At 57.1% G+C, this 23,755-nt stretch carries 19 protein-coding genes, 2 tRNA genes and 1 pseudogene; 8 read left to right on the top strand and 14 right to left on the bottom strand.

The annotated features are described in order from the left end of the window. Positions 1 to 37 precede the first annotated feature (37 nt). The 4 genes from H6F46_RS05305 (at position 38) to H6F46_RS05290 (ending at position 4,530) form a co-directional block, all read left to right on the top strand. Entirely contained in the window at positions 38 to 1,396 is a 1,359-nt protein-coding gene (locus H6F46_RS05305; protein WP_190353842.1) for a histidine phosphatase family protein, read from the top strand. After that, complete coding sequence (locus tag H6F46_RS05300) at positions 1,397 to 2,701, top strand: dihydroorotase (RefSeq protein WP_190353841.1); 1,305 nt, start codon at positions 1,397 to 1,399, stop codon at positions 2,699 to 2,701. 172 nt (positions 2,702 to 2,873) lie between these two features. Then, positions 2,874 to 3,566, top strand: coding sequence for a pentapeptide repeat-containing protein (locus tag H6F46_RS19770; protein ID WP_234407030.1), 693 nt, complete (start codon positions 2,874 to 2,876; stop codon positions 3,564 to 3,566). Further along, positions 3,544 to 4,530 carry a pentapeptide repeat-containing protein gene (locus H6F46_RS05290; protein ID WP_099534486.1) on the top strand — a complete coding sequence of 329 codons (987 nt, stop codon included), beginning with the start codon at positions 3,544 to 3,546 and terminating at the stop codon, positions 4,528 to 4,530. Before H6F46_RS19770 ends, H6F46_RS05290 begins: the two co-directional genes overlap by 23 nt. A gap of 201 nt (positions 4,531 to 4,731) precedes the next feature. Here the strand turns inward: H6F46_RS05290 and H6F46_RS05285 are convergent, their stop codons facing one another. Beyond that, positions 4,732 to 5,670 (bottom strand): serine/threonine-protein kinase, encoded by a 939-nt coding sequence (locus H6F46_RS05285; RefSeq protein ID WP_190353840.1) that lies wholly within the window; start codon positions 5,668 to 5,670, stop codon positions 4,732 to 4,734. Positions 5,671 to 6,245: 575 nt separating this feature from the next. Here H6F46_RS05285 and H6F46_RS05280 point away from each other — a divergent pair. After that, complete coding sequence (locus H6F46_RS05280; protein ID WP_190353839.1) at positions 6,246 to 8,615, top strand: NB-ARC domain-containing protein; 2,370 nt, start codon at positions 6,246 to 6,248, stop codon at positions 8,613 to 8,615. 376 nt (positions 8,616 to 8,991) lie between these two features. On the opposite strand, the gene H6F46_RS05275 is transcribed toward H6F46_RS05280, so the two are convergent. From H6F46_RS05275 to accD, 6 genes are all read right to left on the bottom strand, one after another. Next, positions 8,992 to 9,129: a hypothetical protein gene (locus H6F46_RS05275; protein WP_370567083.1), complete on the bottom strand. Its 138-nt coding sequence runs from the start codon at positions 9,127 to 9,129 to the stop codon at positions 8,992 to 8,994. 143 nt (positions 9,130 to 9,272) lie between these two features. Next, positions 9,273 to 10,529 (bottom strand): CCA tRNA nucleotidyltransferase, encoded by a 1,257-nt coding sequence (locus tag H6F46_RS05270; RefSeq protein ID WP_190353838.1) that lies wholly within the window; start codon positions 10,527 to 10,529, stop codon positions 9,273 to 9,275. A 9-nt stretch (positions 10,530 to 10,538) separates the two neighbouring features. Next, entirely contained in the window at positions 10,539 to 11,432 is an 894-nt protein-coding gene (locus tag H6F46_RS05265) for a hypothetical protein (RefSeq protein WP_190353837.1), read from the bottom strand. A 26-nt stretch (positions 11,433 to 11,458) separates the two neighbouring features. Continuing rightward, positions 11,459 to 11,902, bottom strand: coding sequence for a YtxH domain-containing protein (locus tag H6F46_RS05260; RefSeq protein WP_190353836.1), 444 nt, complete (start codon positions 11,900 to 11,902; stop codon positions 11,459 to 11,461). Between the two features lie 351 nt (positions 11,903 to 12,253). Continuing rightward, a complete protein-coding gene (gene psbV / locus H6F46_RS05255) occupies positions 12,254 to 12,751 on the bottom strand; it encodes a photosystem II cytochrome c-550 (RefSeq protein WP_099534491.1) in 498 nt (165 codons plus the stop codon). Between the two features lie 712 nt (positions 12,752 to 13,463). Next, positions 13,464 to 14,450: an acetyl-CoA carboxylase, carboxyltransferase subunit beta gene (accD, locus tag H6F46_RS05250; protein WP_190353835.1), complete on the bottom strand. Its 987-nt coding sequence runs from the start codon at positions 14,448 to 14,450 to the stop codon at positions 13,464 to 13,466. 1,106 nt (positions 14,451 to 15,556) lie between these two features. Between accD and H6F46_RS05245 the strand changes: the two genes are divergently transcribed. Continuing rightward, positions 15,557 to 16,681, top strand: a complete 1,125-nt coding sequence (locus H6F46_RS05245) for a squalene/phytoene synthase family protein (RefSeq protein ID WP_190353834.1) — start codon at positions 15,557 to 15,559, stop codon at positions 16,679 to 16,681. A gap of 7 nt (positions 16,682 to 16,688) precedes the next feature. Here H6F46_RS05245 and H6F46_RS05240 read toward each other — a convergent pair whose 3' ends face one another. From H6F46_RS05240 to H6F46_RS05210, 7 genes and pseudogenes are all read right to left on the bottom strand, one after another. Further along, the gene (locus H6F46_RS05240) at positions 16,689 to 17,537 is read right to left on the bottom strand and encodes an A24 family peptidase (RefSeq protein WP_099534495.1); all 849 of its coding nucleotides are present in this window, start codon (positions 17,535 to 17,537) and stop codon (positions 16,689 to 16,691) included. Beyond that, complete coding sequence (locus H6F46_RS05235; RefSeq protein ID WP_099534496.1) at positions 17,537 to 17,809, bottom strand: hypothetical protein; 273 nt, start codon at positions 17,807 to 17,809, stop codon at positions 17,537 to 17,539. Before H6F46_RS05235 ends, H6F46_RS05240 begins: the two co-directional genes overlap by 1 nt. A gap of 317 nt (positions 17,810 to 18,126) precedes the next feature. After that, positions 18,127 to 18,474 (bottom strand): annotated as a pseudogene (locus H6F46_RS05230) (YkgJ family cysteine cluster protein); the annotation flags it as partial. A gap of 414 nt (positions 18,475 to 18,888) precedes the next feature. Then, positions 18,889 to 18,960, bottom strand: a tRNA-Gln gene (locus H6F46_RS05225). A gap of 147 nt (positions 18,961 to 19,107) precedes the next feature. Then, positions 19,108 to 20,541 (bottom strand): MFS transporter, encoded by a 1,434-nt coding sequence (locus H6F46_RS05220; protein WP_190353967.1) that lies wholly within the window; start codon positions 20,539 to 20,541, stop codon positions 19,108 to 19,110. Positions 20,542 to 20,576: 35 nt separating this feature from the next. Continuing rightward, complete coding sequence (gene aroH, locus H6F46_RS05215; RefSeq protein WP_099534499.1) at positions 20,577 to 20,987, bottom strand: chorismate mutase; 411 nt, start codon at positions 20,985 to 20,987, stop codon at positions 20,577 to 20,579. 315 nt (positions 20,988 to 21,302) lie between these two features. Next, positions 21,303 to 22,613: a peptidylprolyl isomerase gene (locus H6F46_RS05210; RefSeq protein WP_190353833.1), complete on the bottom strand. Its 1,311-nt coding sequence runs from the start codon at positions 22,611 to 22,613 to the stop codon at positions 21,303 to 21,305. A gap of 361 nt (positions 22,614 to 22,974) precedes the next feature. On the opposite strand from H6F46_RS05210, the gene H6F46_RS05205 reads away from it, so the two are divergent. Both H6F46_RS05205 and H6F46_RS05200 read left to right on the top strand, forming a co-directional pair. After that, on the top strand, positions 22,975 to 23,433 hold the full coding sequence (locus H6F46_RS05205) for a PPC domain-containing protein (protein WP_199291398.1): 459 nt from the start codon (positions 22,975 to 22,977) through the stop codon (positions 23,431 to 23,433). 107 nt (positions 23,434 to 23,540) lie between these two features. After that, positions 23,541 to 23,613, top strand: a tRNA-Phe gene (locus H6F46_RS05200). Positions 23,614 to 23,755: the final 142 nt, after the last annotated feature.

Raw genomic sequence — 23,755 nt, 5'->3', positions numbered from 1 at the left:
CGCTCCCCCCCTGACCCCCACTTTAGGAGACAGCCCCTTGGCTACGCGCGTTATCCTCATCCGCCACGGACAAAGTAACTTCAACACCCGCCGGATCATTCAAGGGCGCTGCGATCAGTCGGTGCTGACTGACTTGGGGCGTAACCAGGCTACCCAGGTGGCGATCGCCCTGCAAGGTTTGGCGATCGATGCCTTCTATTGCAGCCCCCTTCAGCGTGCGCGCCAAACGGCCGAAACCATCTGTCAGCAACTACAGCCCGTGCCGCCCTTGACCACCAACGAACTGTTGCGAGAGGTGGATTTGCCCCTCTGGGAAGGGATGGCCGTGAGTGACGTGAAGGCTCAGTTTCCTGAAGCCTATGACCAATGGAAACACCAGCCCCACGAATTCAGCATGGCACTGGCCAGTGGGACACATTTCCCGGTGCTGTCCCTGCGAGAGCAGGCTAAGGCCTTTTGGGAAGAGATTTTGAGCCGCCATCAGGGACAAACGGTGGTTTTGGTGGGCCATAACGGCATTAACCGTTGCTTGCTGAGCACGGCGTTGGGAATTGGCCCCGATCGCTACCACTGCCTGCTGCAATCGAACTGCGGAATCAGCGTGCTGAACTTTGCCGGTGGACTAGGGGATGCGGTGCAACTGGAATCGATGAACCTGACGGCGCATTTGGGAGCCTTGGGGGGTTCCGCCGTGCCCAAGCCCGGTGGGGGCGATCGGGGGCCGCAGTTGCTGTTGGTGCGCCACGGGGAAACGGAATGGAACCGTCAGGGGCGGTTTCAGGGTCAAATCGATGTGCCCTTGAATGAAACGGGTCACGGTCAAGCGGCCAAAGCGGGCAATTTCCTGAAGGATGTGGCGATCGACTTTGCCTTCAGCAGCCCCATGGCTCGCCCCAAGGCCACGGCGGAGGCAATTTTGGCGCATCACCCGGGGCTGGAATTGGGCTTGCTGGATACCCTCAAGGAGATTGGCCATGGTCTGTGGGAAGGCAAGTATGAATCGGAAATTGAGGCGGAATATCCGGGCTTGCTGAAACAGTGGCAAACGCACCCGGAAACGGTGCAAATGCCGGAGGGTGAGAATTTGCAACAGGTGTTCGATCGCGCTGAGCAGGCCTGGGCGGCCGTGTTGGCTCAGGCGGGTGAAGTGGCAACGCCAGCCGATCGCCCCTTGACCGGTTTGGTGGTGGCCCATGATGCCGTGAATAAAGCCCTGCTCTGTCAGCTCACGGGTCTTGGCCCCGACAGCATTTGGCGCTTTAAGCAAGGGAACGGTGGGGTAACGGCAATTTGCTATCCCGACGGGCCCGATAGTTTGCCGGTGTTGCAGGCGATGAATATTACCCATCACCTATCCGGCACCATTTTGGACAAAACGGCCGCTGGGGCGCTGTAGATGGCGATCGAACTGCTACGGGAAATTCGCCTGATTGACCCGGTGGCCCAGGTTGATCGCCGGGCCACGGTTCTGTTGGATCAGGGGCAAGTGCGGGCGATCGACCCGGATCCCCAAGCTCTGCCGGAGGGAACCCGAGTGATTGAGGCGGCGGGGCAAATTTTGGCTCCGGGCCTGGTGGATTGCTATTCCCGATCGGGCGAACCGGGTTATGAGTCCCGAGAAACCCTCGCCAGCTTGGCCGCCGCCGCCCTGGCCGGTGGGTTCACCACTCTCGCCCTGTTGCCCAACACGCAACCGGTGATCGATCAGCCCGCCATGGTGCAAAACCTGCGCGATCGCTGGGCGGCCTTGCCGGAGCCAAGCCCCCGCCTACACCTTTGGGGAGCCTTGACCCAAGGAACCCAAGGGGAGCAAATGAGCGAGTTGGCAGAGTTAGCCACCGCTGGCATTGTGGGCTTCACCGACGGCCGATCGATCCGGGATTGGGTCTTAATGGAACGCTTGCTGGATTATGCAGGGCCCTTGGGGTTGCCGTTAATGGTGATGGGTCACAGGGCCTCGGCCAGTCGCGGCCCGGTGCTGGAAGGGGTTGAGGCGTTGCGGTTGGGGCTGGTGGGGGTGTCGGCGGCGGCCGAAAGCAGCGCCCTAGCCACCCTCTTGGAATTGCTACGTGATCGCCCCGCCCGCCTGCATGTGATGCGTTTAGCCACCGATCGCGCCGCAGCCCTCGTGGCCCAAGGCAAGGCCGATGGGTTGCCCCTCACGGCCAGCTTGTCATGGTTGCAATTGCTCTGCGACACCAGCCACATTGACGGCCGGCGACCGCTGCCGGGTAGCGATCGCCCCCCTTTGCCCTACGATCCCAGCCTGCATCTGCCTGCTCCCTTGGGCAATCCCGCCGATCGCCAAGCCCTGATCGCTGCCCTCAAAACCGGAGCGATTGACGCGATCGCGGTGGATCATGCTCCCTACACCTACGAAGAAAAAACCGTCGCCTTTGCCGAAGCACCCCAAGGGGCGATCGGGCTGGAGTTGGCCTTGCCCTTGCTCTGGTCAGGGTTGGTGATGACCGGGGAATTGACGGCGCTGGAACTGTGGCGATCGCTCAGTCAGCGGCCCGCCGAGTTGCTGGGCCAAACGCCCCAAGCGATCGGCCCCGGTCAGGCCCAGCCCCTGATTCGGTTTGATCCTGCCGCCACCTGGACAGTGGAGCCGGCCCAATTGCAGTCCCTGGCCCAGAACAGCCCATGGCTGGGCCACAAAATTACGGGGCGTGTGGTGCAAACCTGGTTACCGACCTGAACGGTTGATTAACCTTCTGATGAACCCTCGTGCCGCCGCGATGCGGATCGTGAGAATGTTGAACTCTCTTTGCATTCAGCCGGCCGCCGGTTCCCTTCGGGTTACCCTAAAAACTGGGTAGTGATCATGTGCAGCAGCCGTTGTGCAAACGGCAATTGAAGGAGATTGAATTGTGACGGTTTTTCAGGATGCAGGGGCCCCTGCGGAACAGGCGGGTGCGGATCGATCGCGCGTGGATTTGGATGCGGCGATCGAACAAATTACCCAAGCGTTGAACCTGGCGGAGCGTCACCCCCTGTCGCCGGAGCAGCGAGCAGTGTTGGATTGCCTCCTGGCGCGATCGGGTGGAGCCATTGACGGGCCCTGGGCCGGGGCGATCGCGGCCATTTGGGCCAATCCGCAAGCCAGCTTCCTCGACTTGTTGACCCTGGCCCAACTGAATCCCCAACAAGACTTAACCGGCAGACAACTGCTGGGGGTGCGACTGGAGGGGTGTGACCTGAGCGGGGCCAATCTGCAACGGGTGAACCTACGGGGTTCCCAGCTTTGTGATGCGGACTTGAGCGGGGCCGATTTGGCGGAAGCACGCTTGGCCGGGGCAGATTTGTCCGGGGCCCTCTTGAGCGATGTCAATTTAACCAAAGCAGATCTGCACAAGGCCAGCTTGGCCCTGGCCAACCTGAGCGGGGCTAACCTGAGTGGGGCTAACCTGAGCGGGGCCAACTTGAGTCGGGTGAATTTTCATCGGGCGATCGTCACGGGTGCGGTCTTGGGCAATAACGAAGGACTAACGGCCGAAGACTATCAACAGTTGGTAGCCAACGGCGCGATCGGTGATCTCCATGAAACAGAGTCAGGCGGCTGAGTGGATTGAGCAATATCACCAGGGCAAGTGGAATTTTGATCGAGCCAATTTGTCGGAACTACGCTTAAGCGGGGCGGATTTTTCCGGGGCCCGCTTTCGTGAGGTTGTGGCTCGGGCGGTCAATTGGTCTTCGGCCTATCTGTCGGGGGTGAACCTGCGGCGGGCGGATTTGCGCGAAGCCGACTTACGGGGCACTTACCTGCGGCGGGCGGATTTGCGCGAAGCTGATTTACGGGGTGCAGATCTGCGAGGAGCCAGCTTAAACGGGGCGGATCTTTGTGGGGCGGATTTGCGGTGGACTTGGGTGGATGGGGTGGACTGGCGACAGGCCCGCGTGGATGCCCGTACCCAAGGGGCGATCGACTGGTTGCAACAGGGGGCGATCGTCCTGGGTTCCCACCTGAAAGCCGCGGCCAGCAACCTCAGCCAAGCGGACTTGCGGGGTTGGAATTTAGCCCAAGCCCAGTTACAGGAGGCCTATCTCGATCGGGCAGATCTGCGCGGAACCGACCTGAGCCACGCCCAACTCCAAGGGGCTAGTTTTCATGGGGCATTGATGGACGAGGCCACCTGCTGGCCCCAGGACTTTGACCCGATCGGGGCTGGCCTGTGGTTAATTGCGCCCCAAAGTAACTTGGCCACCGCCGATCTGAGCCATTTTGATTTGTCAGAGGTGGATCTGAGTCGGGCTAACCTCCGCCGAGCCAATCTGATCCGCACCGATTTAAGTCGGGCCGCGCTAATTGACGCGGATTTGAGTCGGGCAGATTTGACCCAAGCCATTTTGTTTGCCAGCAATCTCACCCGGGCCGTTTTGCACGATGCTCAATTGGAGCAAGCGGATTTTCGGCGGGCTACCCTGCCGAATGGGGAGCGCTGGAACGGCCAGGGAACGGTGGCGTTGTATGGAGTCCCGCGCCCTTGGCATTCCGTACCGGAGCGATCGCCCCTAGTGCCGCGCTGATTTGCCGCGCTAATGTGCCGCGTTGATTGGCAACTAAGATTTGCCACCAAGATTTGCCACCAAGATTTGCCACAAAAAAATCCGGCTCGTGGAGCACAGTCCACCGCCGAATTGAACAGAGAGATTGTGGTGTGTAGGAACACTAGAAAATCCCTAGAAACCCCTAGAAATTCCTAGGTTGCTGGGATTCCCAGGGATTCCCTAGGCAGCCCTCGGGAATTCCGGGAACTGCCTAGGGGGCGTGGCGACAACGGGCGGCCGCGCCAGGCGCTGAGCCAGGGGAAGCAAGGACGTGGCGGTGGTTCCCGCTGGCATGATTCGGCGATCGCTCGGGTTGGGAGCCATCAGGGTGTCGATCGCATCGGCGATCGAGTCCGGCAACCCCGGCACAGCCCAGCGCCAGTCAAAGTCAGAGTCAACACTTTGGGCAATCAAATCTAAGGGATGCTGCCCCGTGAGCCAATGCACGATCGTGCGGCCCAGGCTAAACCAATCGCTGGCGGGGCCAATGGGCTGCCCTTGCCGCTGCTCTGGGGCAATGTAGCCAGCGGAGCCACAGGCCGCCGCCCGCTCACCCACCAGCATTGCCGCATCAAAATCCACCAGGGCCAAATCCCCCTGGGGTCGCCGAATCAGATTGGCGGGCTTCACGTCCCCATGGATCCAGCCGGCTTGGTGCAGGTTGTGAAGCAGGCTGCTGAGTTGCACCCACCAGCGAATCGCTGCCATGGGGTCGATCGCCCCCTGTCGATCGAGATAAGCCTCTAGGGATTCCCCCGCGATCGCCTCCATCACCAGCCCCTGAAAGGGCCAGCGGCTGTCGATCGGTCGCCAGCAAAAGAAGCCATCCACCGCCGCCTTGGGGATTTGGGGATGCTGGGGGCCGCGCATCAGCACTTCCGCTTCCCGATAAAGCCGATCGAGCCGGGTTGATTGTTGACGAATCAACAGTTTCAAAACCTTGGGCCGATCGTCGTCTTCCAAGTCCACCACCTCGAACACTTGCACCTGACCGACTTGGGGCAATCGCGCGGCGGCGGCATTCAGCCCCCGCAGGATGCTGTAGCGATCGTGAATTAGGGTTCCGTCGGGCCAAGCCGTTTTCCGATCCTGAGACAACACCGGAGAGGGAAGGATCATGGGGCATTCTCGACCAAAGTTTCAAGAATTCAGCAACACAGAGCAAGCAGCTAGGGCGCAATTACTCAAGCCCTAAACCCAACATCAACTGCATTAACATCGCCTTGCTTGGAAATTTTTATGCAAGCTCCAAGACCTGGAATTGTTGTTGATTTAGCCCAAAAACCATCAGCAGCCCATTGGCTTGGATCCGGCTGCGGCCCATGACAGCGGGCTTTGGCCCAGAACCCAGATGAATTGCTCGCGGCTTTTGGCCCAGATCCAGGGTCGATCGACCCTAGGTCTGTCCGTTGAACGAATTGGTTGAACGAGTCCTCTGAACTAACAGAAATTCACGAGGGCTGAGCAATCAGTTTCCCCCACGCGATCGGCGCGGAATCGGTGGCGAAATCAGCTTGAAAATCAGAATATCTCGATCCGTTTTGTAAGAGCCAAAGCCAAAATCTTAGGTAAAACTCTAAAATCTTAGGTAAATCTCAAATCTTTGATCAATTCGATTCGATGAAACTGACCTGAATCTCGGCCACGAACTTTGGCTAATCGAGCCTTTCCCGAAGGAGGGTGACCAGCAAGCGATGGATAGCAAAAGCACGTTGTTTCAGGAGGTGGGGTGCGAATGGAATCTCGAAGGTCTCTATCGCGACTTGGGCCGAGTCAAGGCCCGGCTGCTGTGGGCAAAGCAGGGGCAACCCTGTCCGGAGTTTCCCACCGCTGGTGATCCTCGGCGATCGCAACTCAGCCGCACTGAACGCCTCTATTTGCGCGGATTTCTCACAGGAATGAGCATTAAAGCCTTGGCAACAGTGCTTGAAATTAACACCGATGCTCTCCGAACAGAACTCACAAATAAGCTTTACACTTATCTTAAAGCATTATTAAATTGGGAAGGACGTTTTTGTCATCGCCGAGCTTTGGCAATGTTAGCAGAACGTCCCTATCGAATTTCCTCCGTTCCGATTGCGGAGTATCAAAACTTGAAGGTTTATTTACCAGCTCAGGATAGTGCGATTTTGGAGGGCCGCGATCGGGAGTGGGAACACCTGATTCACTGGCTGCAACGGAATCAAGAAGAGCGATTTTGGGTGATTGAAGGCGCTGGCGGAACCGGTAAGACGGCCCTGGCTTTAGCGAGTGTTCATTATTTAATTCAACAAAACTCTTGCCCTTTTCAGTGGGTCTTGTTCACTTCCGCTAAAACCCATTACTTAACGGGGATGGGGTTGCTGCCAGGATGTCGATCGCAACAAACCCTAGAGCAGCTATTATCGGAAATTTTGCAAAATCTCACATCCGATTCTGATCGGGTGACAAATGAATGGAACGATCGCCCGCTGCCCGATCGAATGCGACAGGCTTGGACTTTGATGGCTCAACAACCCATGTTGTTGATTTTGGATAGTTTTGAGGAAATGACGGATCCGCAGGCCACGTTGGCGTTTTTGTATGAATTGCCGGCCACGGTCAAGGTGTTGTTCACCTGTCGCTATCGGTTGCCGATCGCCCGATCGCTCCACCTAGATCCCCTGGAGCCAGAGGCGGCCTTGCGGTGGATCATGCAGCGGGTTCCGGAAACGGGTTGGCCTTGGTCTCTGGGGCAATATCGGCGCTTGGTGGCGGCGGCGGGTTCCCTGCCGGGGCCGATCGCTTGGGGGTTGGGGCAATTGGCGGCGGGCCAACCAATCGCCTGGGTCATTGCCCAACTGGAACAGCCGGATCACTGGGTGACACAGTTTTACTGTGCCAACACCCTGGAGGCTTTGGGTGGGCAGTTGGCGGGGCAATTTCTGTTGGCCCTCAGTTGGTTTGCGGTTCCCGTGCAACCGGTGTTGTTAGCCCAAGTGGCCGGAGTGGATCCAGAAGCCCATGCCACTTGGGCCCATTTGGCCAAGCTGGCTGAGCAGTCCATGGTGACCCTCCATTGTGACGGGCGCTATGGTCTGTCGTCCTTGGTTCGGCGTTATGTGGCCACGGTGGGGGTCGATCGCCTGGCCCCAACTCAAGAAATGGCCATGCGTGAGCGATGGTTGCAATGGGCGATCGACTACGTGCAGCAACATGGCCAGGGCGATCGCCTGGAGTGGTTAACCGATCACCAGGCGATCGATCTCCATTGGGACACCCTGAATCAGGTTTTGGATTGGTGTTTGGCGGCCGGGCGATTGGAGTCGTTTTGGCAGGTTTTTCAACCCCTCAGGGGCTACAGCCACTTTCGCGGCCATTGGTCGGAGCGGATTGCCCGCGATGCCAAAGCCATCCAACTGGCTCGCCAGCAACAGAACTCGGCCTTGGAGGCACGCTTTTTGTTCGATCGCGGTTGGACCTATGCCCTCCGCAATGACTCCCAATCCCTTCGCCAGGCTTGCGCGGATTTTGAGGCCGTTTGGCAATTGCGGGATCACCTGGATCTAGATTTGCAGTCGGATTTAGCCATTAACCAACTGCGCCTGGCCTATGAACAGGGATCGATCGACCATGGCGATCGGTGGAAACACCGTGTTGAGCAGCTCATTCACAATCCCCAGCTCAACGCCGAGCACCGGTTGCGCTTGGAGTGCCAGAGTCTTTACTACGAAGGCGATGTGGCCCAGCAGGCACAGAACTCCGCCGAAGCCTTGCGACTTTATACGACAGCCCTGAAAAAAGCACAGGCCTTGGGTTGGCAACGGGGAACGGCCTACATTCAGTCCTCGATCGGGCAGGTGCGGATGGCGCAGGGGCAATATTCCCGAGCTTTGCGGGAGTTGGAAGCCAGCTACCGGTTGGCGGCAGTGATTGTTGATCAGCGGTGTTGTGCCTATTGCTGCAAGCATTTGGCCCGCGCGGCCTTGGCCGGGCGATTGCGCAAGGAGTCGCGTAATTGGGCCGAACGGGCGATCGATCACTTCCAAACCTTGGGAATGGTCACCGAGGCCCAAGAAATGGAGGATTTTCTGAAAAATCTCTAAAAATCTTTGACAAAAATCTTTAACAAAAATCTTTAACGAGGTCTTGAGGGAGGCCTCTAGGGGCCGTCGTCCAATTTCCCAACTCTGCAAGGCCTGTCTCGGCTGTTGCCCTTGGTCAAGGGAACTGATCCTCAAAATAAATGCTCAAAACAAATGGCAAAAACAAATGGCAAAAACAGAGAAGCGCAACAGTTAATAAAACTGCTGCGCTTCCTCAAAGCCGCGATCGGGTGCTTCTGGCCCCGGTCGTGGGTTAGACCCAATCCATGGCACAACCCAGAGGTTAATGGAAAATTGGATCCACGACGGAGCAAGGAAACCCAAAACGTTTTTAGCCACAGGCCGCTTCGGCCACAGAAGAGAGACTTGGGTTGGGTTAGACCGCTGCACCGTCTTGAACGTCGGTGGTCGTTTCCTCTTCATTGGTTTCCGCTTCGGCCGATGCAGACGGGCGACGAGAGCGGTGCATCCGTCCACTGTTGGAGCGCTTGCGGAATTTACGTGCGTAAGCCAAGTTACGCTGTGCTTTTTCTTTTTTGAGGTTACGGCGCTTTGCCATGTTCCATTTCCCGTTCAGCCCACCTAGCATAGCGCATCTCGATCGCCTTGAGATTGCCTTTCGCGATCGACCCGCAAAGGTTGGCCCGCAAAGGTTGGCTATGTCGGGAAGGATTGGGCTGATTGGAGCCAGCTTTGGGCAAACTGCCGAGCGCTTTCGGAACCCTGAATTTGTCCAATAGCCTGGGCCCGCTCCAGGGCCGCCAACAGTTGACCGACGATCGGCCCCCGGGGCAAGCCAAATTCCGTCATCAACTCGTGACCCGTGAGCGGTGGGCTGGGGTGGGCGACCGGATCGGTGGCATCTTGCCAACGGCCAATCGCCTCGGCCAGGGCGATCGGGGCCGTTCCTTCTGCCAAAGCCAGGAGCACGGCCGCCAAAAATCCTTCCCCAGCCGCCTTGCAAAATTGGTACTGAGCCGCGCGATCGAGAGGCGATTGGCGATCGGCCGGCAGGCTAGCCTTGGCCCCCAGAATTGCCAGCAGAATGCGCTGATCAACCCGGCTGGTTTTGAGTTGCTCCAGGGCCCGTTGGGCGATCATCAAATCTGACCCCAACAAACAGGCCAGCCGGGCCGCCGCCAAGGGCGATCGCCCATTGGGCAGGGGACAGTTAAGGGGCGCATCGGGCCAAAGGTTTTGTAATTGCTCGATCGCCTTGGATAGGGCCGGGAGCGTTACCCCATGCTTTCCTTGCCAAGGGGGCAGCCAATCGCGCAAAAGCTGAATTTCGCTGGCCGCCATCAGTGCCCGATCGCCCCGGGGTGTTTCCAACAAATAGTCCAACTCAGCTCGCACTCGTTCGGCGGCCACAAGCCGCAAGTTCGGTACCTGTTGGGCGATCGCCTGGGCCGTGGTCGGCTCCATTTGAAGGTTCAATTGGGCGCTGATTCGATAGGCCCGCAACAAGCGCAGGGGATCCTCCCGCAGGTTTTCCACGGATACCATCCGCAGGGATCGATCGGCTAAGTCTCGCCGGCCTTCGAGGGGATCCACCCACTCCTGACGATGGGGTTGATAGGCGATCGCATTCACCGTGAAGTCCCGCCGTCGCAGATCCGCCTCGATCGAGTCGCCCACTTGGGCCGCCACATCCAGCGTTCCCTGCGCAAAAACCACCCGCGCAATCTGGCGTTCTCGATCCAACACCACAAACCCTGCATCGTAGCGCCCAGCAATCGATCGGGCCAGCTCGATCGCCCCCGCCGCCAGCACCACATCCAAATCCACCGCGTCGCGTTGCCGCCCCAAAAGGGCATCCCGCACGGCTCCACCCACCAGATAAGCCGTCTCGGGTAAATCCGTCAGTTTTAAGGGGGTGAGTTTTAGGGGCCAGTCCTGCAAATCAAGGCTCATCTCGACAGCTCATTTCGATCGCTCAACCAGGGTTCCATCTCCAGATTCAGGGTCGGAGTTAGTGCTTGCTTCAGGGTGGCGATCCTGACCTGAGTTTCGATCGCGGCCCGAATCGGGATCATTGCCTAGCTGCTCCAGTTCACCGGAGGTTGCTGAATGGTTCAGACCTCGCAAATTTTGCAAATCTTGGAGCGCCTGTTGATCTCCATAGTTGGCTCGATGGCTCAGATGATCTAATTCATCCAGATCCTCGATATCCAGATCCTCGACATCCAGATCTTCCAAATCATCATCAAGATCATCATCCAGCTCATCTTCTAGGTAGGCCTCCGCATAGCGATCGGGCGGTTGCCAAGTGGATCCACTCGGTAGTCCCGGCCGTTCCGCTCGTCGGTTCAGCCCCTCAGTTCTTGGGTCGTTTCGCTCATCGCGATCACTCCGTTCGTTGCGATCGTTCCTGAGGTCACCCCGCAGTTCGCCCCGCAATTCATTCCGTTCACTGCGCCCTTCCAATCGGTTATCTCGACGGCGATCGCGACCAGGTTTCACCAACACCTGCCAAGCGGCCTGAAGACCTGCCGCCGCCCGTCGGGCCGTGGCTCCCACTCGCCGGGCCTGCCGCCGGGCCGTGTCCAAGCTGCTGTCCACCTTCTGCACCACTTGACCGGCGCTTTGCACGCCATTGGTCATGTCATCCGTCAGGTCACTAATTTCCAAACCCGTGAGGCGAATGGCTTCCAGGGTGGGCGGCAATTCCCTCGTGAGGGTGTCAAATAACTTTTCGGCGCTGCGGGCGGCCCGCCCCAATTCTTGCAGGGCAGGAATGGCAGCGGCCAGGGCGATCGCCAAGCAAACGCTGACGAGCAAAAACGATAGCCCCAGCCAAAATAACGGATCGATCATGGGTTCAGAGGACGGAATGCGCGCCGTTAGCGATCGCCCGTTTGGGTCATGGGGGCGGCCATACGGTTATAGGCCAACTGGCGGGGCTTCGGAGTTGGGGCTGAGCCGGTTGGGATTGCGTCGCCCTCTTCCGACAAGCTGACATCTTCTTGATCCACCGTTTGGCTGGCGGCCACACCGCTGGCGATCGCGTCTCGCAGTCGATCGAGCGCCCCTTCCAGGCGATCGCGAGTGCGATCGGACCAAATGGCTGCTTGGTCGCGCACCACCTGCCCCAACTCCTCCAACGCTCCCGGCAGGCGATCGCCCGATTGCTTCACCGTTTTTTGTAAGGTGTTTTGCAAAGATTGCTGTAGGCGCTGGCGGGAGGCTCGACCCGATCGGGGAGCCAACAATAATCCTGCTACGGCTCCGGTTGCCGCCCCCAACAGGATCCCCAGCGCAAATCGATCGGACTGACGTTTAGACATGATGATGACGCGGGGCAAACGGCACAGCTAGTGGAACTCATGCGGCCATGGAACCTTAGCCCAGAGACCTTTCGATTCTACCCTGCAAAATTGCGGGGTGGCCGCCGCTTCAGGAATCCCAGAGCCTAATTCAGTCCAATGCTCAACTAATGCCAGTGCCCAATTCATCCCCAGGCTCAATTCATCCCAAACAAATACCCGGCCACCATCCTTCGGTTAACCGGGCAAGCAGTCGATTATGAGTCTTGAATGGGGCAACTGAATCAAACGACCATCCAGAGAACCCTGAGGGCATCGCTATCGGGCATCATCTACCCTGTTGCTCGATCGCCCTCCATATTCACTCATCCATCAAGTTGAATAACGAGTCTTACCAGCGCCCCAGCGGGAACCAATCACCTTGGGTTGGCTCAGAATATGACCAGCGATCGCTTCCAATTCCTCATCGGTCAGGTTCCGCATCTCCGGGAAAATGTCAGAACTGCGGGTGCTGGGGTGCAGTTCATAAATTTCCGTTTCACCGTCGTAGGTGGTCGGATTCTTCATGTAGTCCACCAGGCCAGCGATGTGATCGCGGCTAGGAACGGCACCCGCCAAGGACGAAGGCGACAGATCCACATCGGGGCTGGTCTTGGTCACACCGCCCGCATGGCACTGGGCACAAGTGTCATTAAACAGTCTCTTGCCCAGAGCCACTTGCTCCAGGGTCAAGGTGACGGTATCACCCTTTTCGCTGACCTTGACCGTGCGCAGTTCCGGCTTCATTTCCGCCGCGCTTACGGGGCTAACGGCCAGTTGGAAGGCAAAAAACGCCACCGCTACAACTAGCAAAACAACCTTTTTCAGCATAGTTCTTTCTAGACTTGAGTCTCTTGATCTCGATCAAAGTCAGGCCGATGTTATAGCCGGCTAGATTGTCGCTCGGATCGCGCGATCGCCCCCGCTGCGGCACTCTAACCACAATTCACATCCTCCCCATGCTAAAGCAACGGGGATTCCCGATCTAGGCAGCCAGCTAAAACGGCTGCGTTGATCGGTGGTTTGACCCCAAAGCCCTCTCCACTGCCCAGTGACGGGAGCGGGGTTGGTTTCGGTGTCTTTTCAAAGTGTCCGAGTCTCACCCAGCGATCGCCGGGTAATGATAACGGTTGCCTTTGGCCGGCAAAGCCCTAAACGGTAAATGTTTTGGAGAAAAAATGCGGTAGCCAAAAGTTGATTTTAATCTTACCGGATTGAGGGCAAAGCCCCCGCCTTTCAGGCTCCGGGAGATGGCAAGTTATCAACTCAAGCCGCATCAGTGGGCATGACTTTCCGAGATCGGGGGCTGAATAACCGTTGGGGGTCAAGGCTTTCAGCCCATGGCCCTAGTCTCGCTTCGGGGGCGGGGTGATCCCCCGTAGAGCCTGGATTCCGAAACCATCGTTCGGAAACATATCGCAATCTCGGGCCGCAATCTCGGGCCGCAATCTCGGGTCGTAATCTTGGCGATGGCCGCTGGAGCGAATCGAATTGGGTGAACCGAATCACTGCGAGCCGGTTGGAGGATAGCCGGTTAGAGGATTTAGGGCTGGGCCGCGATCGAGCCAGGGGCGATCGAATGTTCCACATGCAACCCATCCCGTTGACCATCCAGCATCACCTCATCCCGCAGCCGGGCCCCATTGGTGGGAGCCGTGGACACCGCCCGTCGGGAAGCGTGATGCAATCGAACCAAGCGGGCCAACGTAGACTTCAGTTGGGTTCGCGGCACGATCGCATCCACAAACCCGTTTTGTTGCAAATATTCCGCCGTTTGGAAATTATCCGGGAGCTTTTCGCGCAGGGTTTGTTCAATGACCCGCCGACCCGCAAACCCGATCAATGCTTTGGGTTCTGCGATGATGATGTCGCCGAGCATGGCAAAACTGGCCGTCACACCGCCCGTGGTGGGATGGGTCAGCACGGGGATGTAGAGACAGCCGGCCTCGCGATGCTGCTCCAGGGCCCCGGAAATTTTGGCCATCTGCATCAAACTCAGCATTCCTTCCTGCATTCGGGCCCCCCCGGATGCGCAGACAATCACCATGGCCCGGCGTTCAGCGGTGGCCCGCTCGATCGCCCGAGTGAGCTTTTCGCCCACCACGGATCCCATACTGCCGCCCATGAACCGAAAGTCCATCACCCCTAGGGCGATCGGCTGGCCTTCCAAATCACCCAAGCCCGTTTGCACCGCATCAATGAGGCCGGACTTGCTTTGGGCCTCCACAATTCGATCGCTGTAGGACTTGCGATCGAAAAAGCCCAGAGGATCCACCGGGCGCACATCCCGATCCAACGCCACCCAAGTACCCGGGTCAATTAATTGCTGGATCCGCTCATCGCTATAGACCCGCATATGATGCCCACAATCCAGGCAAACCATCTGATTTGCCTGAAGGTCTTTCGTGTAGGCGAGAACGCCGCAGGCTTCACACTTCGTCCAGAGACCATCGGCGATTTCTCGCTCTTGGCCTGAATGTCCAGCCGGATCGCTCTTACGACGATTTGCAAACCAATCAAACAACGACATGGGTTCAATACTCTCCGGGTAGATTCCCCGCCCCTCGGGGCGTTACAATACTCTTGCGGACACCAGAAACGGTTGCGTCAAAGGCACTGGTAACGGTCGATTGGGGGTGTTGTAAACCATCCCAGAGGCTCGGCGGATTCGTTCCAACAGGGCTACCAAAATGCGTTGCTGCTTTCGGCCGGCGCAGTTTACCTGCTTCCAGATGCGCCCTTGCCAGCAGCGGGTGATCGCTGCCCTAGTTTCCCACGCTCTGGCCCAGAACCCAAAATTCTTCCCTTAGCCATAACGCGCTTGGATTTGCCGATCGCCCTGTTTTGTAATCCAGGGTCGCGATCCGGTGAATCTTGCCATGATTCAGTGGCAACGTGATCAGCGGCAATCAGCACAATCTTGCCAGGATCGGGATCGGCGCGATCCGCGATCCCTCATCGCACTTGATCCCTCATCGCATCTATCGTATCCATTTGGCCGTATCCATTTGGCTGTATCGATTTTGGGTCAACCTTGGGCTGACGCTTGGACTCAGCAGCCTCGATCTGGTCTCAATCCAACCTCGGGTTCAGCCAGATAGTCCCTTGATTGAGCCATAGACAGGCGCGCACGCGATCAGCGATCGGGTCAGCCAACGGCGGCGGTTGTTCAAAACTTGCGCCCTGTTAGCCTGTGCCTTTTTTTAGGGGGCTTCCGTGTTGTCGTTCTGGTTACGCATCCCAAAAGCTGACACTGGGGGCATTAGCTCCGAGAATTTGCGGAGACAACCAATTGAGTGGTGAGACACCTTAAGGGATTTCTCTCTGAATTGATGTAGTGGAAAATACAAGTGTTTTAAAGATTGAGAATCATCACTAATTCATGGCCTAAAAAAAGAATTTCATGCCTGAAAACAAGCGCTTTAAATTTCAATCCTGGCTAGACTTGGCTGATGTTCTCAATTCCTGAGATTAGGGGGTGTCACACAGCAATAAAGTCTGGCCATTTCTTGCTAAAACAAAGGGCGATCGCCCCTGACGGCTAAGACTTCCTTAGAAATTGGTGGTATTTGTTCATCTACCAGAACAAGGGGCTAAAGTTCTAATAGAGTGCGTCAGGGATTTCACGGGTGCATCATGAACGGATCGGCTGTGGCCAAGCTGGTCGAATCGTCGCAATACTGCGCGATTGCTGATGATTCTCTTAAGGATGAAGATAACGCTGCTTGGGTCTTAGGACTCGAGTCAGATGTGCAACGGGAGTGGATTGAACGGATTGGTTGGATTCGTAAGGTCGATCGATTGGCGGAGGCAGAACTTGTCTGTAAAGAAAATCACACATCTACGGAGCAGCCTAGTTTCCTCGCGTTCTATCGCTCTTGGAAGCGTTTGCTGAGTCATGGCCCGGCGGCCATGGTCACAGAAGATGCCAGCTTGCTGGTGACAATGCAACAGCGCTGGTTTCATGCGGAGGCAAGTCTGAGTGATCGCTTATCTGTGCAGTCGTGGGATCGGTATCTGGATGCAATCTTGACCTACCACACGGACAATCTACGGATTGAAACGTTGGCTGACTATGAAACGATGCTGGAGACGTTGGCGGGTTCCTTTTTCCAGATTCTGCCGTTTTTGAGTCCGTCCCAGTGGGAAGCGGCCTATCACTTTGGAGCGGTCGATCAGTTCTATAACAACCTGCGCGACATCGATGAGGATGCGCGCCAGGGGATCTGCTACTTTCCCCAGGAGGTGTTGGATCGGTTTGGGGTCGATCGGGCGGCGGTTTTGGATCGATCGTGCATCGGCACGCCGGCCTATCACGACATGATGGTTTTTTGGGTGGATGATTATTTACCGCAGTTGCGCCGACGGGCGTTCAAGCTGGTTTTGGCACGGGATTTACACCCATCCTGGGTCATTTTGCGCAACTGGTGTCTGCATCGCTATGCCCGCATTGAGCGGGTGCTGCGGGAGTGCGATTTTGATTTTGTGCAATTCCAAGTCCTTTACTGGCAAGCGGTTCGCGAGGATTTGGATCAATGGCAGGAGCGATCGTTCATCACCACTGCGACGGCCATTTCACCCACCTTGCAGCGATCGGCCCAGGCGGTTCAAGTGGCTGCTTTTTTGAAAACTAGCCCGCTAATGGTGCGGACTGCCCAGCGGCTGGTGCAATGCCTCTGTGAGATGCAAGGAACGTTGCTGAATTTGGCTTGGGGAAATTATTGGCCATCCTCAGTGGAGGAGGTGGTGGCCAGGCTCTGACTTGGGCCTAGCGCACCCAAAATTGCCAGTAGGCTGTGATGATTTCTGGGCCCCACAGCATGGCGATTAGGCTGCCCAGGGCCAGAAATGGGCCGAAGGGTAAGACCCGATCGCGCCGTAGCCAACCCAGGCCCATTGCGCCCAAACCGGCTACTGCCCCGATCGCGCAGGCCAAAAAACTCGCCAGCAACAGCAATTTCCAGCCCAACCAAACCCCCAGCATGGCCGCCAGCTTCACATCTCCGGCCCCCATGGCCGTGCGTCCCCAAATCAAGCTGCCCAGGGTGGCGATCGCCTGAAACAACCACAAACCAAGCGCCATGGCCAACAGGGCATCCAGCAATCCGGCCGCCGCGCCGCTGCCTTGGCCCGCGTCAATCGCTCCGAAGGCGGTTCTGAATCCCAATCCCAACAGCAGGCCCGATTGGGTGAGCGAGTTGGGCAGGGTGAGGGTGTCCCAATCAATGAGCGCCAGGGCCAGCAGCCAGCTCACGAAGATCCATCCTCCCAAAATCATGCTCAAGCCCCAAGGACTGAACACCAATTCCGGTTCGGCGGCGCTAATTCGTAGGGCGATCGCGGCAAACAACAGCCCGGTGGTGGCTTCCACCAAGGGATAGCGCGGGGCGATCGGGGCTGCGCAATAGCGACAACGGCCCCGCAACCACAGCCAGCCGAAAACCGGCACATTGTCGTGGGGAGCCAGCCGGTGCAAACATTTGGGGCAGCGGGAGGGCGGGTGCAGCAGCGACAAACCGGCGGGGAGGCGATAAACCACCACATTCAAGAAGCTTCCAACGGAAACCCCCAGGGCGATCGCCACCACCGCCAGCGCCAATTGTTCGGGGGTGAACATCAGGACGAGCGGCCCACCGGCTGCTGTTGAACCAAGGCTTCCACCACTTCCGGTGCATGTTGAGCCAGCCGACTCCCAGCCCGAGCCATTTCCGCTACCCGATCGAGATGCTGAACCTGCTCAGAATACTCACTCAAGCTAAAGCTATTGAGCTGCATCAGCAGTTGGTAAGCATCGCCAATCCAGTGCAAACAAGTCGCCTGCTCGTTGCTGAGGGGTTGATCCTGCACGATTTGGCGAATCCAGTCGGGTAAAGCGTTAGGGTCAGACATGGAACTCAGGAAACTGAAAGAGCCAATCCTCAATTTAATCCGAATGCAGCCCCCTGCGCGATTGGGATCTCACTCATTGCGCATTTTGTTGCATTGCATTTTGTTGCATTGGTTGTTGCGCTGGTTGGTGGCATTGAGCGTTCGGCTGGCTCAATTCCGTTGGCTCAATCTCGTTGGCTCAATCTCGTTGGCTGAATTCTGCTGGTTGATTGCTGCTGGTCAAATGCCTATTGATATTGATCCAATCCAGACGGATCGAATCCAGACGGATCCAACTCCAACGGCTCGGGGGTTGCTGGGGCGTTGGTGCTGAGGGTGAGGCCCACGGCGCGATCGAACCGATGCATTTCCAAGCTCAGATCGCCATAGACTCCGCTGATTTGATCACGACAGCATTCGATCGCAAAATCGTTCAACTCCGCTGGCTCAATCTCGAACATCCGCTGAAAGGTTTCGACTTGCACCCGACAGAACCAGGGGCGATCGTCATAGATCGTGCATTCTCGGTTCAATTGGTCATAATTCATGCACCAACCATCGGGCCCCACCATGCTCAGATAGAGCAATAAATCCTCGGGTTCTAAATAGCTTTCCAGGTCGGGGCGTTCGTTGGGATCGAGATGACAGCAGGCTCCACAGCCTTTGATACATTGCCAGGTTGCCACCTCAGTTGTCCTCGTCAGTAGGGTTGATGGATTGTGCAAAATTGACCACCGATGACTTGCTTTTTCCTGCGCTGGAGTTCGCCGGGGGCCTTGCCAATTAAGTTTCCGATTCGGTTTTTAAATTCGGTTTCTAAACTCGGTTGCCAAATCGGGTTACCAAATCGATTTCTCAATCATGCCTCGATCGGGCCTCAGTGATTGATATTTCAATTCCTAAATGGGTTTCTAAGTTTACGTCTGGGTGTAAGCCCGCATCAATTACCAAGGGCATGAATGACCAAGACACTGTTTTTGATCTTGATTACTCTTGATTTTATATTTTGCTTTTTTATTTTTGCTTTTTTATTGACTGGCTTGGCTGGAGCGCAATCAGCAGGCTTCCAATCAGCCAGCTTTCTTTAACTAATTTTTTAACTGGGGCGCTAGGATTCGAACCTAGGAATGGCGGGACCAAAACCCGCTGCCTTACCGCTTGGCGACGCCCCATTGCCCGAAGGCTTGAGTATAGTAACAACAACTTCCGAGAAGGGTCAAGGGGTTTTCTGAATTTTTTTGAATTTTTTTGAACCGGGTTCGCAAGGCAGAGGAACGGGGGCGATCGCCCCGGGGGATGGATCCTTGCCTAGCGCTTCCCTAGTCCTGGCTGGCCTGTTGATTGGCACGTTTGCGCTCGGCCAGCTTCAGCAGAATTTCCGCGTGGATGTCGCGGGTAATGGGGTAGAAATAAGCCAAAACCAAGCCGCCAATCAGGGCTGCCGTGGGCAAAGGGCCGATCGCCAGCCGAATGGCCAACAGGGCTGAGGCCGGTTGGTTGGCCGGCGTGCCTCCGGCGGCTGTGGGCACATAACCAGCCACTTCCAGCGCAATCCCCACCAGCCAAAGCGCCAGAGCCAACCCCAACTTTTGCAAAAAGACCATGAAGGCATAGAACACACCTTCCCGACGTTGCCCAGTGGTTAGCTCATCCAGCTCAATCACATCCGGCAGCATCGACCAAGGGACTAGATAAGCCGTGGAGACCCCAACGCCAGCCATCACGGCCAACAGGTATAGCAAGCCCGTTTGCCCCGGTTGCAGCAATAACAAACCCGCTTGGGCAATGATCCAAAGGCTCATGCCCGCGAAGTAGACCCCCCGTTTGCCCCAACGGCGGCTGAGGGCACTCCACACAAACAACATGGCGAAGGCGGTGAGCTGCACCCCGATCGCGACCATGAAGAAATCTGCTTGCTGTAGCCCCATGTAGCTCACCACGAAGTAGGGCAGGATGGAGGCGGTGAGTTGCACAGCCAGCCAGGAACAGAGATAGATCCCAATGACGTAGAGGAAGGGGCGATTTTGAAAGACGATCGCCAGTTGTTGTTTCAGACCCAAGCTGGGGGCGGTTTCGTTGCGTTCGGCGCAGCGGCGCTCGGCGGCCATGCCATACCGAAATGTGCCCACGACGCACCAGAGAATGGGCAACACAGAAAACAGGGTGCAAATGGCGGCTAGCCAGATGTATTGCCAAACGGGGTCGGGAATTTGGTCGGCAACGACCTTGCCCAAAATCAGCGAGAGAAGACTGCCCCCGATCGAGAAGGCAAACCGGAAGCTGTTGAGGCTGGTGCGTTCGTCATAGTCATCCGTTAGCTCAGCGGTGAGGGCTGTGTAGGGTAAGTTCACCGCCGTATAGGCAATATTGAACAGCAGCCCCAAGACCACGTAGTAGCCATAGAGCAGCCAGGTGTTGCCCGGCGGCACTAGCCACTGCAAGAAAAAGAGAATGCCGAAGGGAATCGCCCCCCAGAGCATCCAGGAATATCGACGACCCCAACGGGAGCGGGTGCGATCGCTCATTACGCCGATGATTGGGTCGTTGATGGCATCGCCAATTTTGCTCACCATCAGCACCGAGCCAGCTAACCCGGCGGGCAACCCGGCCACATCGGTTAAAAATGCCAACTGCAAAAAGACAAGCAGGTTGGCGGTGATGGCGGGGCCTGCGTCGCCGGCCCCATAGGCCAGCTTGGCCGGGAAGGTTAACCGATCGGGAATAGAAGCACGCTCAGCAGTCACAGGTCTCAGTCTCAAAACTGCCGCTAGCTTAACCCCTGAAAGAATTAGGAGTTAACGATCAGTTCCTTTTGGCGCACTTCTTGGGCTGAAACCCAATCGGGGCGTAGGTGCTTGGCTCCTCGGAGATAGGGATGATGAATCCGGGCGATCGGGTCAGGGGTGTTGAAATGCACGAGCAGTCGAATGCATTGGGGCAAACTGCCATCCACATGCATTTGCTGCACATCCATCAGGGGCACGTTTTGCCAGTTGGGCCGCTCGCGGGCAATCTTGGCGGGAAACACGGCATCCAGGTCACGGGTCACCGAAAAGGTGACGCTCACCACCTCATCCATCTCCAGACGATTGTGGGTTTCCAAAGCGTCGAGTAGCTCATGAACCGCCTCCCGAATGGCTTCAATGGTGTTTTCGGTTGCGGTAGTTGCTCCTCGAATGGCCCGGACTCGCCAACCCACGTTCCTGTCCTCCCGATCGAATATGAGGGTGAATGTCACGATTGGGCTTGGCCTGTCGTGGCGATCGCCCAAGCATCAGTCACTCGTGACGGATTAGTGACTGATTAATAGCTAGTTATAGCTCAGTTGGGGTTGCATCTCTACTGTGCAGAATCAAGCCGAGAAACAACACCTAAAACCGCCTGAAAATCGACTGCGAGGCCGGGCTAGGGCAATGCTGCACGCTCTGCGATTCGCCAGATGCGATTCGCCAGATATGTTTGAAAATGCTGACCCCAAGCCTGAGCTAGATCGTGTTTTTGAGCCTGAGGGAGCCTATAGGCGCATGACCGCATCACTGGCGCTGACGGCCACAAGAGCCGATCGCACCAAATCGGGAGTGGCTCCGGTGATGGTGGCCAAGGTCTGACCCGTGGGCAATTGCAGCACCGTGGAGCCGCCCTGATTTTGCAGCGTCAGTTGCTCCAAGCTCACGGAACCGACAATGCCGATTCGATCGCCCTGAGCCGTACTGAAATCCACCACCAAGTCCGCCGCTGCCCGAATCCCGATCGCCGTATCAGTGCGCAGCAGGAACGTATCGGCCCCCGCGCCGCCGGTTAACGTATCAGCCCCAAAGTCACCACAAAGGACATCGTTACCATCGCCCCCCAGCAGCACATCATCGCCCTGGCCTCCGCGCACAAAATCATCACCCGCGCCGCCATTGACCGTATCGTTGCCCTGATTGCCGTTGAGGAAGTCGTTGCCCCCGTCACCGTTGATCAAGTCATTGCCATCAATGCCGCGCAGATAATCATCTCCGTCGCCACCGAAGAGCGAATCATTGCCCGCATCACCCCAGACAATATCCGCCGCACTGGAGCCGGTGATTACGTCATCGCCCCCCAACCCCCGCACGCCGCTGGGAGTGGTTTGGCTTTGGGTCGCCGTCAGGGTCACGGTTTCTGCCGCTTCTGTGAGGAAGGTGAATTGGCGGGGCAGGTCAGCCCGGTTCAGAAAATTGTGCGCAGTGTTCAAGCGGGTTGCATCCGTCAGCACCACCGAAGTTCGGCCCGGCAAAACTCCATCCACCACCTTGGCCGCTGTGATGCGATCGCCCGCTTGGATCGCATCCACCGCCGAAAACCCTTGGGTCACCTGGCCAAAGGTGGCGTAATTACCATCCAAAAACGGCAATTCCTTCAGGGCAATGTAGAACTGCGAAGAACCGGAATCGGGCGATTGGGCCCGAGCCATGGCCAGGGTTCCTTGCTTGTGGGGCAAGGCCACCGGCTGAGTGGTGGTTTGGCTATAGATCGGTTCCGTTGCGCCCTGAACTTTGATTTCGAGGGGAATGCTGCGGGCTTGGTTGGTGTCTGGGTCAATGAACCCGCCCGTTCCCAAGCTGCTGAGCGGCACGTTGGGATCTTTGCTCGCCGGATCTCCCGCTTGCACCACAAAGGGATCGGGCGATCGCACCACGCGGTGAAACGAAATGCCGTCATAAAATCCCCGCTCCACCAAGTCCACAAAATTGCCGGCCGTGACGGGGGCATTGGCCCCATCAATCGCCATTTCGACGGACTGACCGTTCACCAGCATGATTACGGTGGCGGAACCATTTAAACGAGCCGCAGGAGCCATATTCGCAAAATCGGTTGGGTTGCTTCAAAACCAAAATATCAGGCAAGTCCAGGCCCTGGGTTTTCAGCCAATCAAAAATTCAACCGCCAAGGGTTCCGAACCGGGAACGTTTGGGCAAGGTTTTGGCAACCTCTCCCAGGTTTTTGGCCGTTCAGAAACCGTTGGGACTGTTTGGGCTGCTTTTCCGGAGCAGGGGCCTGACTGTCGCTAGATCGGTGACGTAATCGAACTAGCCAGAGTTTCGGAGCCGGGCGATCGCTCGGCTTAATCCGCAGATTCAGGGCGATCGGGTTGGCTCCGGAACTGGGATTCTCAATCGGACTGGCTATAATCGGAGCGATGCCCTTGGGACGGTGATTTCATGCTTTTTTGGTCTTTTTTGCAGCGGCGTGGTGTGGTGGGAATGATGGGCGCGATCGCCCTGGTCACGGCCGGCAGTGGCGGGGCGATCGCCCAAGCCAGCCCGACCTATCAACCGGGCACGATTTCCAGCAGCAGCGAGTTGAACGACACCCTATCAACCAAGGACATTCCCACCGGCCAAGGGGGATTTGCCCGGGACTATAAAATCTCGCTCACGGCAGGCGATCGGGTTGAAATCACCGCCAGCTCCGACAGCTTCGATACCGTCCTGATGCTCATTGCCGATGATGGTTCCAGCGTTGCCGAGAACGACGACGGCCCCGACGGCGGCACGAACTCCCTGATTTTCACCAGCATTCAGAACACAGGCGAATATGTGGTGCGGGTTCAAACCTTTGGCAAAGCCGTTGGCGGCCCCTTCAAGCTCAAGGTCACCCGCCTGCAACCGATCCAATAGGTGTTAGGAAGCCAGTTCTTCCAAAAAAATTAGCGAATCCCTTGCCAATCCTGATCAAGTTTGCTAATTTATTTAGGCGCTGAAAACAGCAGCGCCTAAAAACCCTAGCCGGGATAGCTCAGCCGGTAGAGCAGAGGACTGAAAATCCTCGTGTCGGCGGTTCAAGTCCGCCTCCTGGCATCACTGAAAAATCAAAAATTACGCTCATAGATTCTTCTATCTTGAGTGTTATCTTTCGATCCCTGTTGTCTCCTCAACGACTAAAATATGAGCAGGGCAATAGCCCTGATCAGGCAATAGGGTCAACGATTGATCGCAGCCT

Origin of the sequence: Limnothrix sp. FACHB-1083 (assembly GCF_014696485.1) — a bacterium.
In the GTDB taxonomy this organism is placed as follows: Bacteria; Cyanobacteriota; Cyanobacteriia; order CACIAM-69d; family CACIAM-69d; genus CACIAM-69d.
Note: the sequence above shows the minus strand (reverse complement) of the source record. Positions and strands in the feature narration are given on the sequence as shown.

Coding starts and splice junctions, on each gene's coding strand:
- H6F46_RS05290 (WP_099534486.1), top strand. CDS start 3,544: ATGAAACAGAGTCAGGCGGCTGAGTGGATTGAGCAATATCACCAGGGC.
- H6F46_RS05265 (WP_190353837.1), bottom strand. CDS start 11,432: ATGATCGATCCGTTATTTTGGCTGGGGCTATCGTTTTTGCTCGTCAGC.
- H6F46_RS05240 (WP_099534495.1), bottom strand. CDS start 17,537: ATGTTCACCCCCGAACAATTGGCGCTGGCGGTGGTGGCGATCGCCCTG.
- H6F46_RS05300 (WP_190353841.1), top strand. CDS start 1,397: ATGGCGATCGAACTGCTACGGGAAATTCGCCTGATTGACCCGGTGGCC.
- H6F46_RS05285 (WP_190353840.1), bottom strand. CDS start 5,670: ATGATCCTTCCCTCTCCGGTGTTGTCTCAGGATCGGAAAACGGCTTGG.
- accD (WP_190353835.1), bottom strand. CDS start 14,450: ATGTCGTTGTTTGATTGGTTTGCAAATCGTCGTAAGAGCGATCCGGCT.
- psbV (WP_099534491.1), bottom strand. CDS start 12,751: ATGCTGAAAAAGGTTGTTTTGCTAGTTGTAGCGGTGGCGTTTTTTGCC.
- H6F46_RS05245 (WP_190353834.1), top strand. CDS start 15,557: ATGAACGGATCGGCTGTGGCCAAGCTGGTCGAATCGTCGCAATACTGC.
- H6F46_RS05235 (WP_099534496.1), bottom strand. CDS start 17,809: ATGTCTGACCCTAACGCTTTACCCGACTGGATTCGCCAAATCGTGCAG.
- H6F46_RS05205 (WP_199291398.1), top strand. CDS start 22,975: ATGCTTTTTTGGTCTTTTTTGCAGCGGCGTGGTGTGGTGGGAATGATG.
- H6F46_RS05280 (WP_190353839.1), top strand. CDS start 6,246: ATGGATAGCAAAAGCACGTTGTTTCAGGAGGTGGGGTGCGAATGGAAT.
- H6F46_RS05260 (WP_190353836.1), bottom strand. CDS start 11,902: ATGTCTAAACGTCAGTCCGATCGATTTGCGCTGGGGATCCTGTTGGGG.
- H6F46_RS05210 (WP_190353833.1), bottom strand. CDS start 22,613: ATGGCTCCTGCGGCTCGTTTAAATGGTTCCGCCACCGTAATCATGCTG.
- H6F46_RS05270 (WP_190353838.1), bottom strand. CDS start 10,529: ATGAGCCTTGATTTGCAGGACTGGCCCCTAAAACTCACCCCCTTAAAA.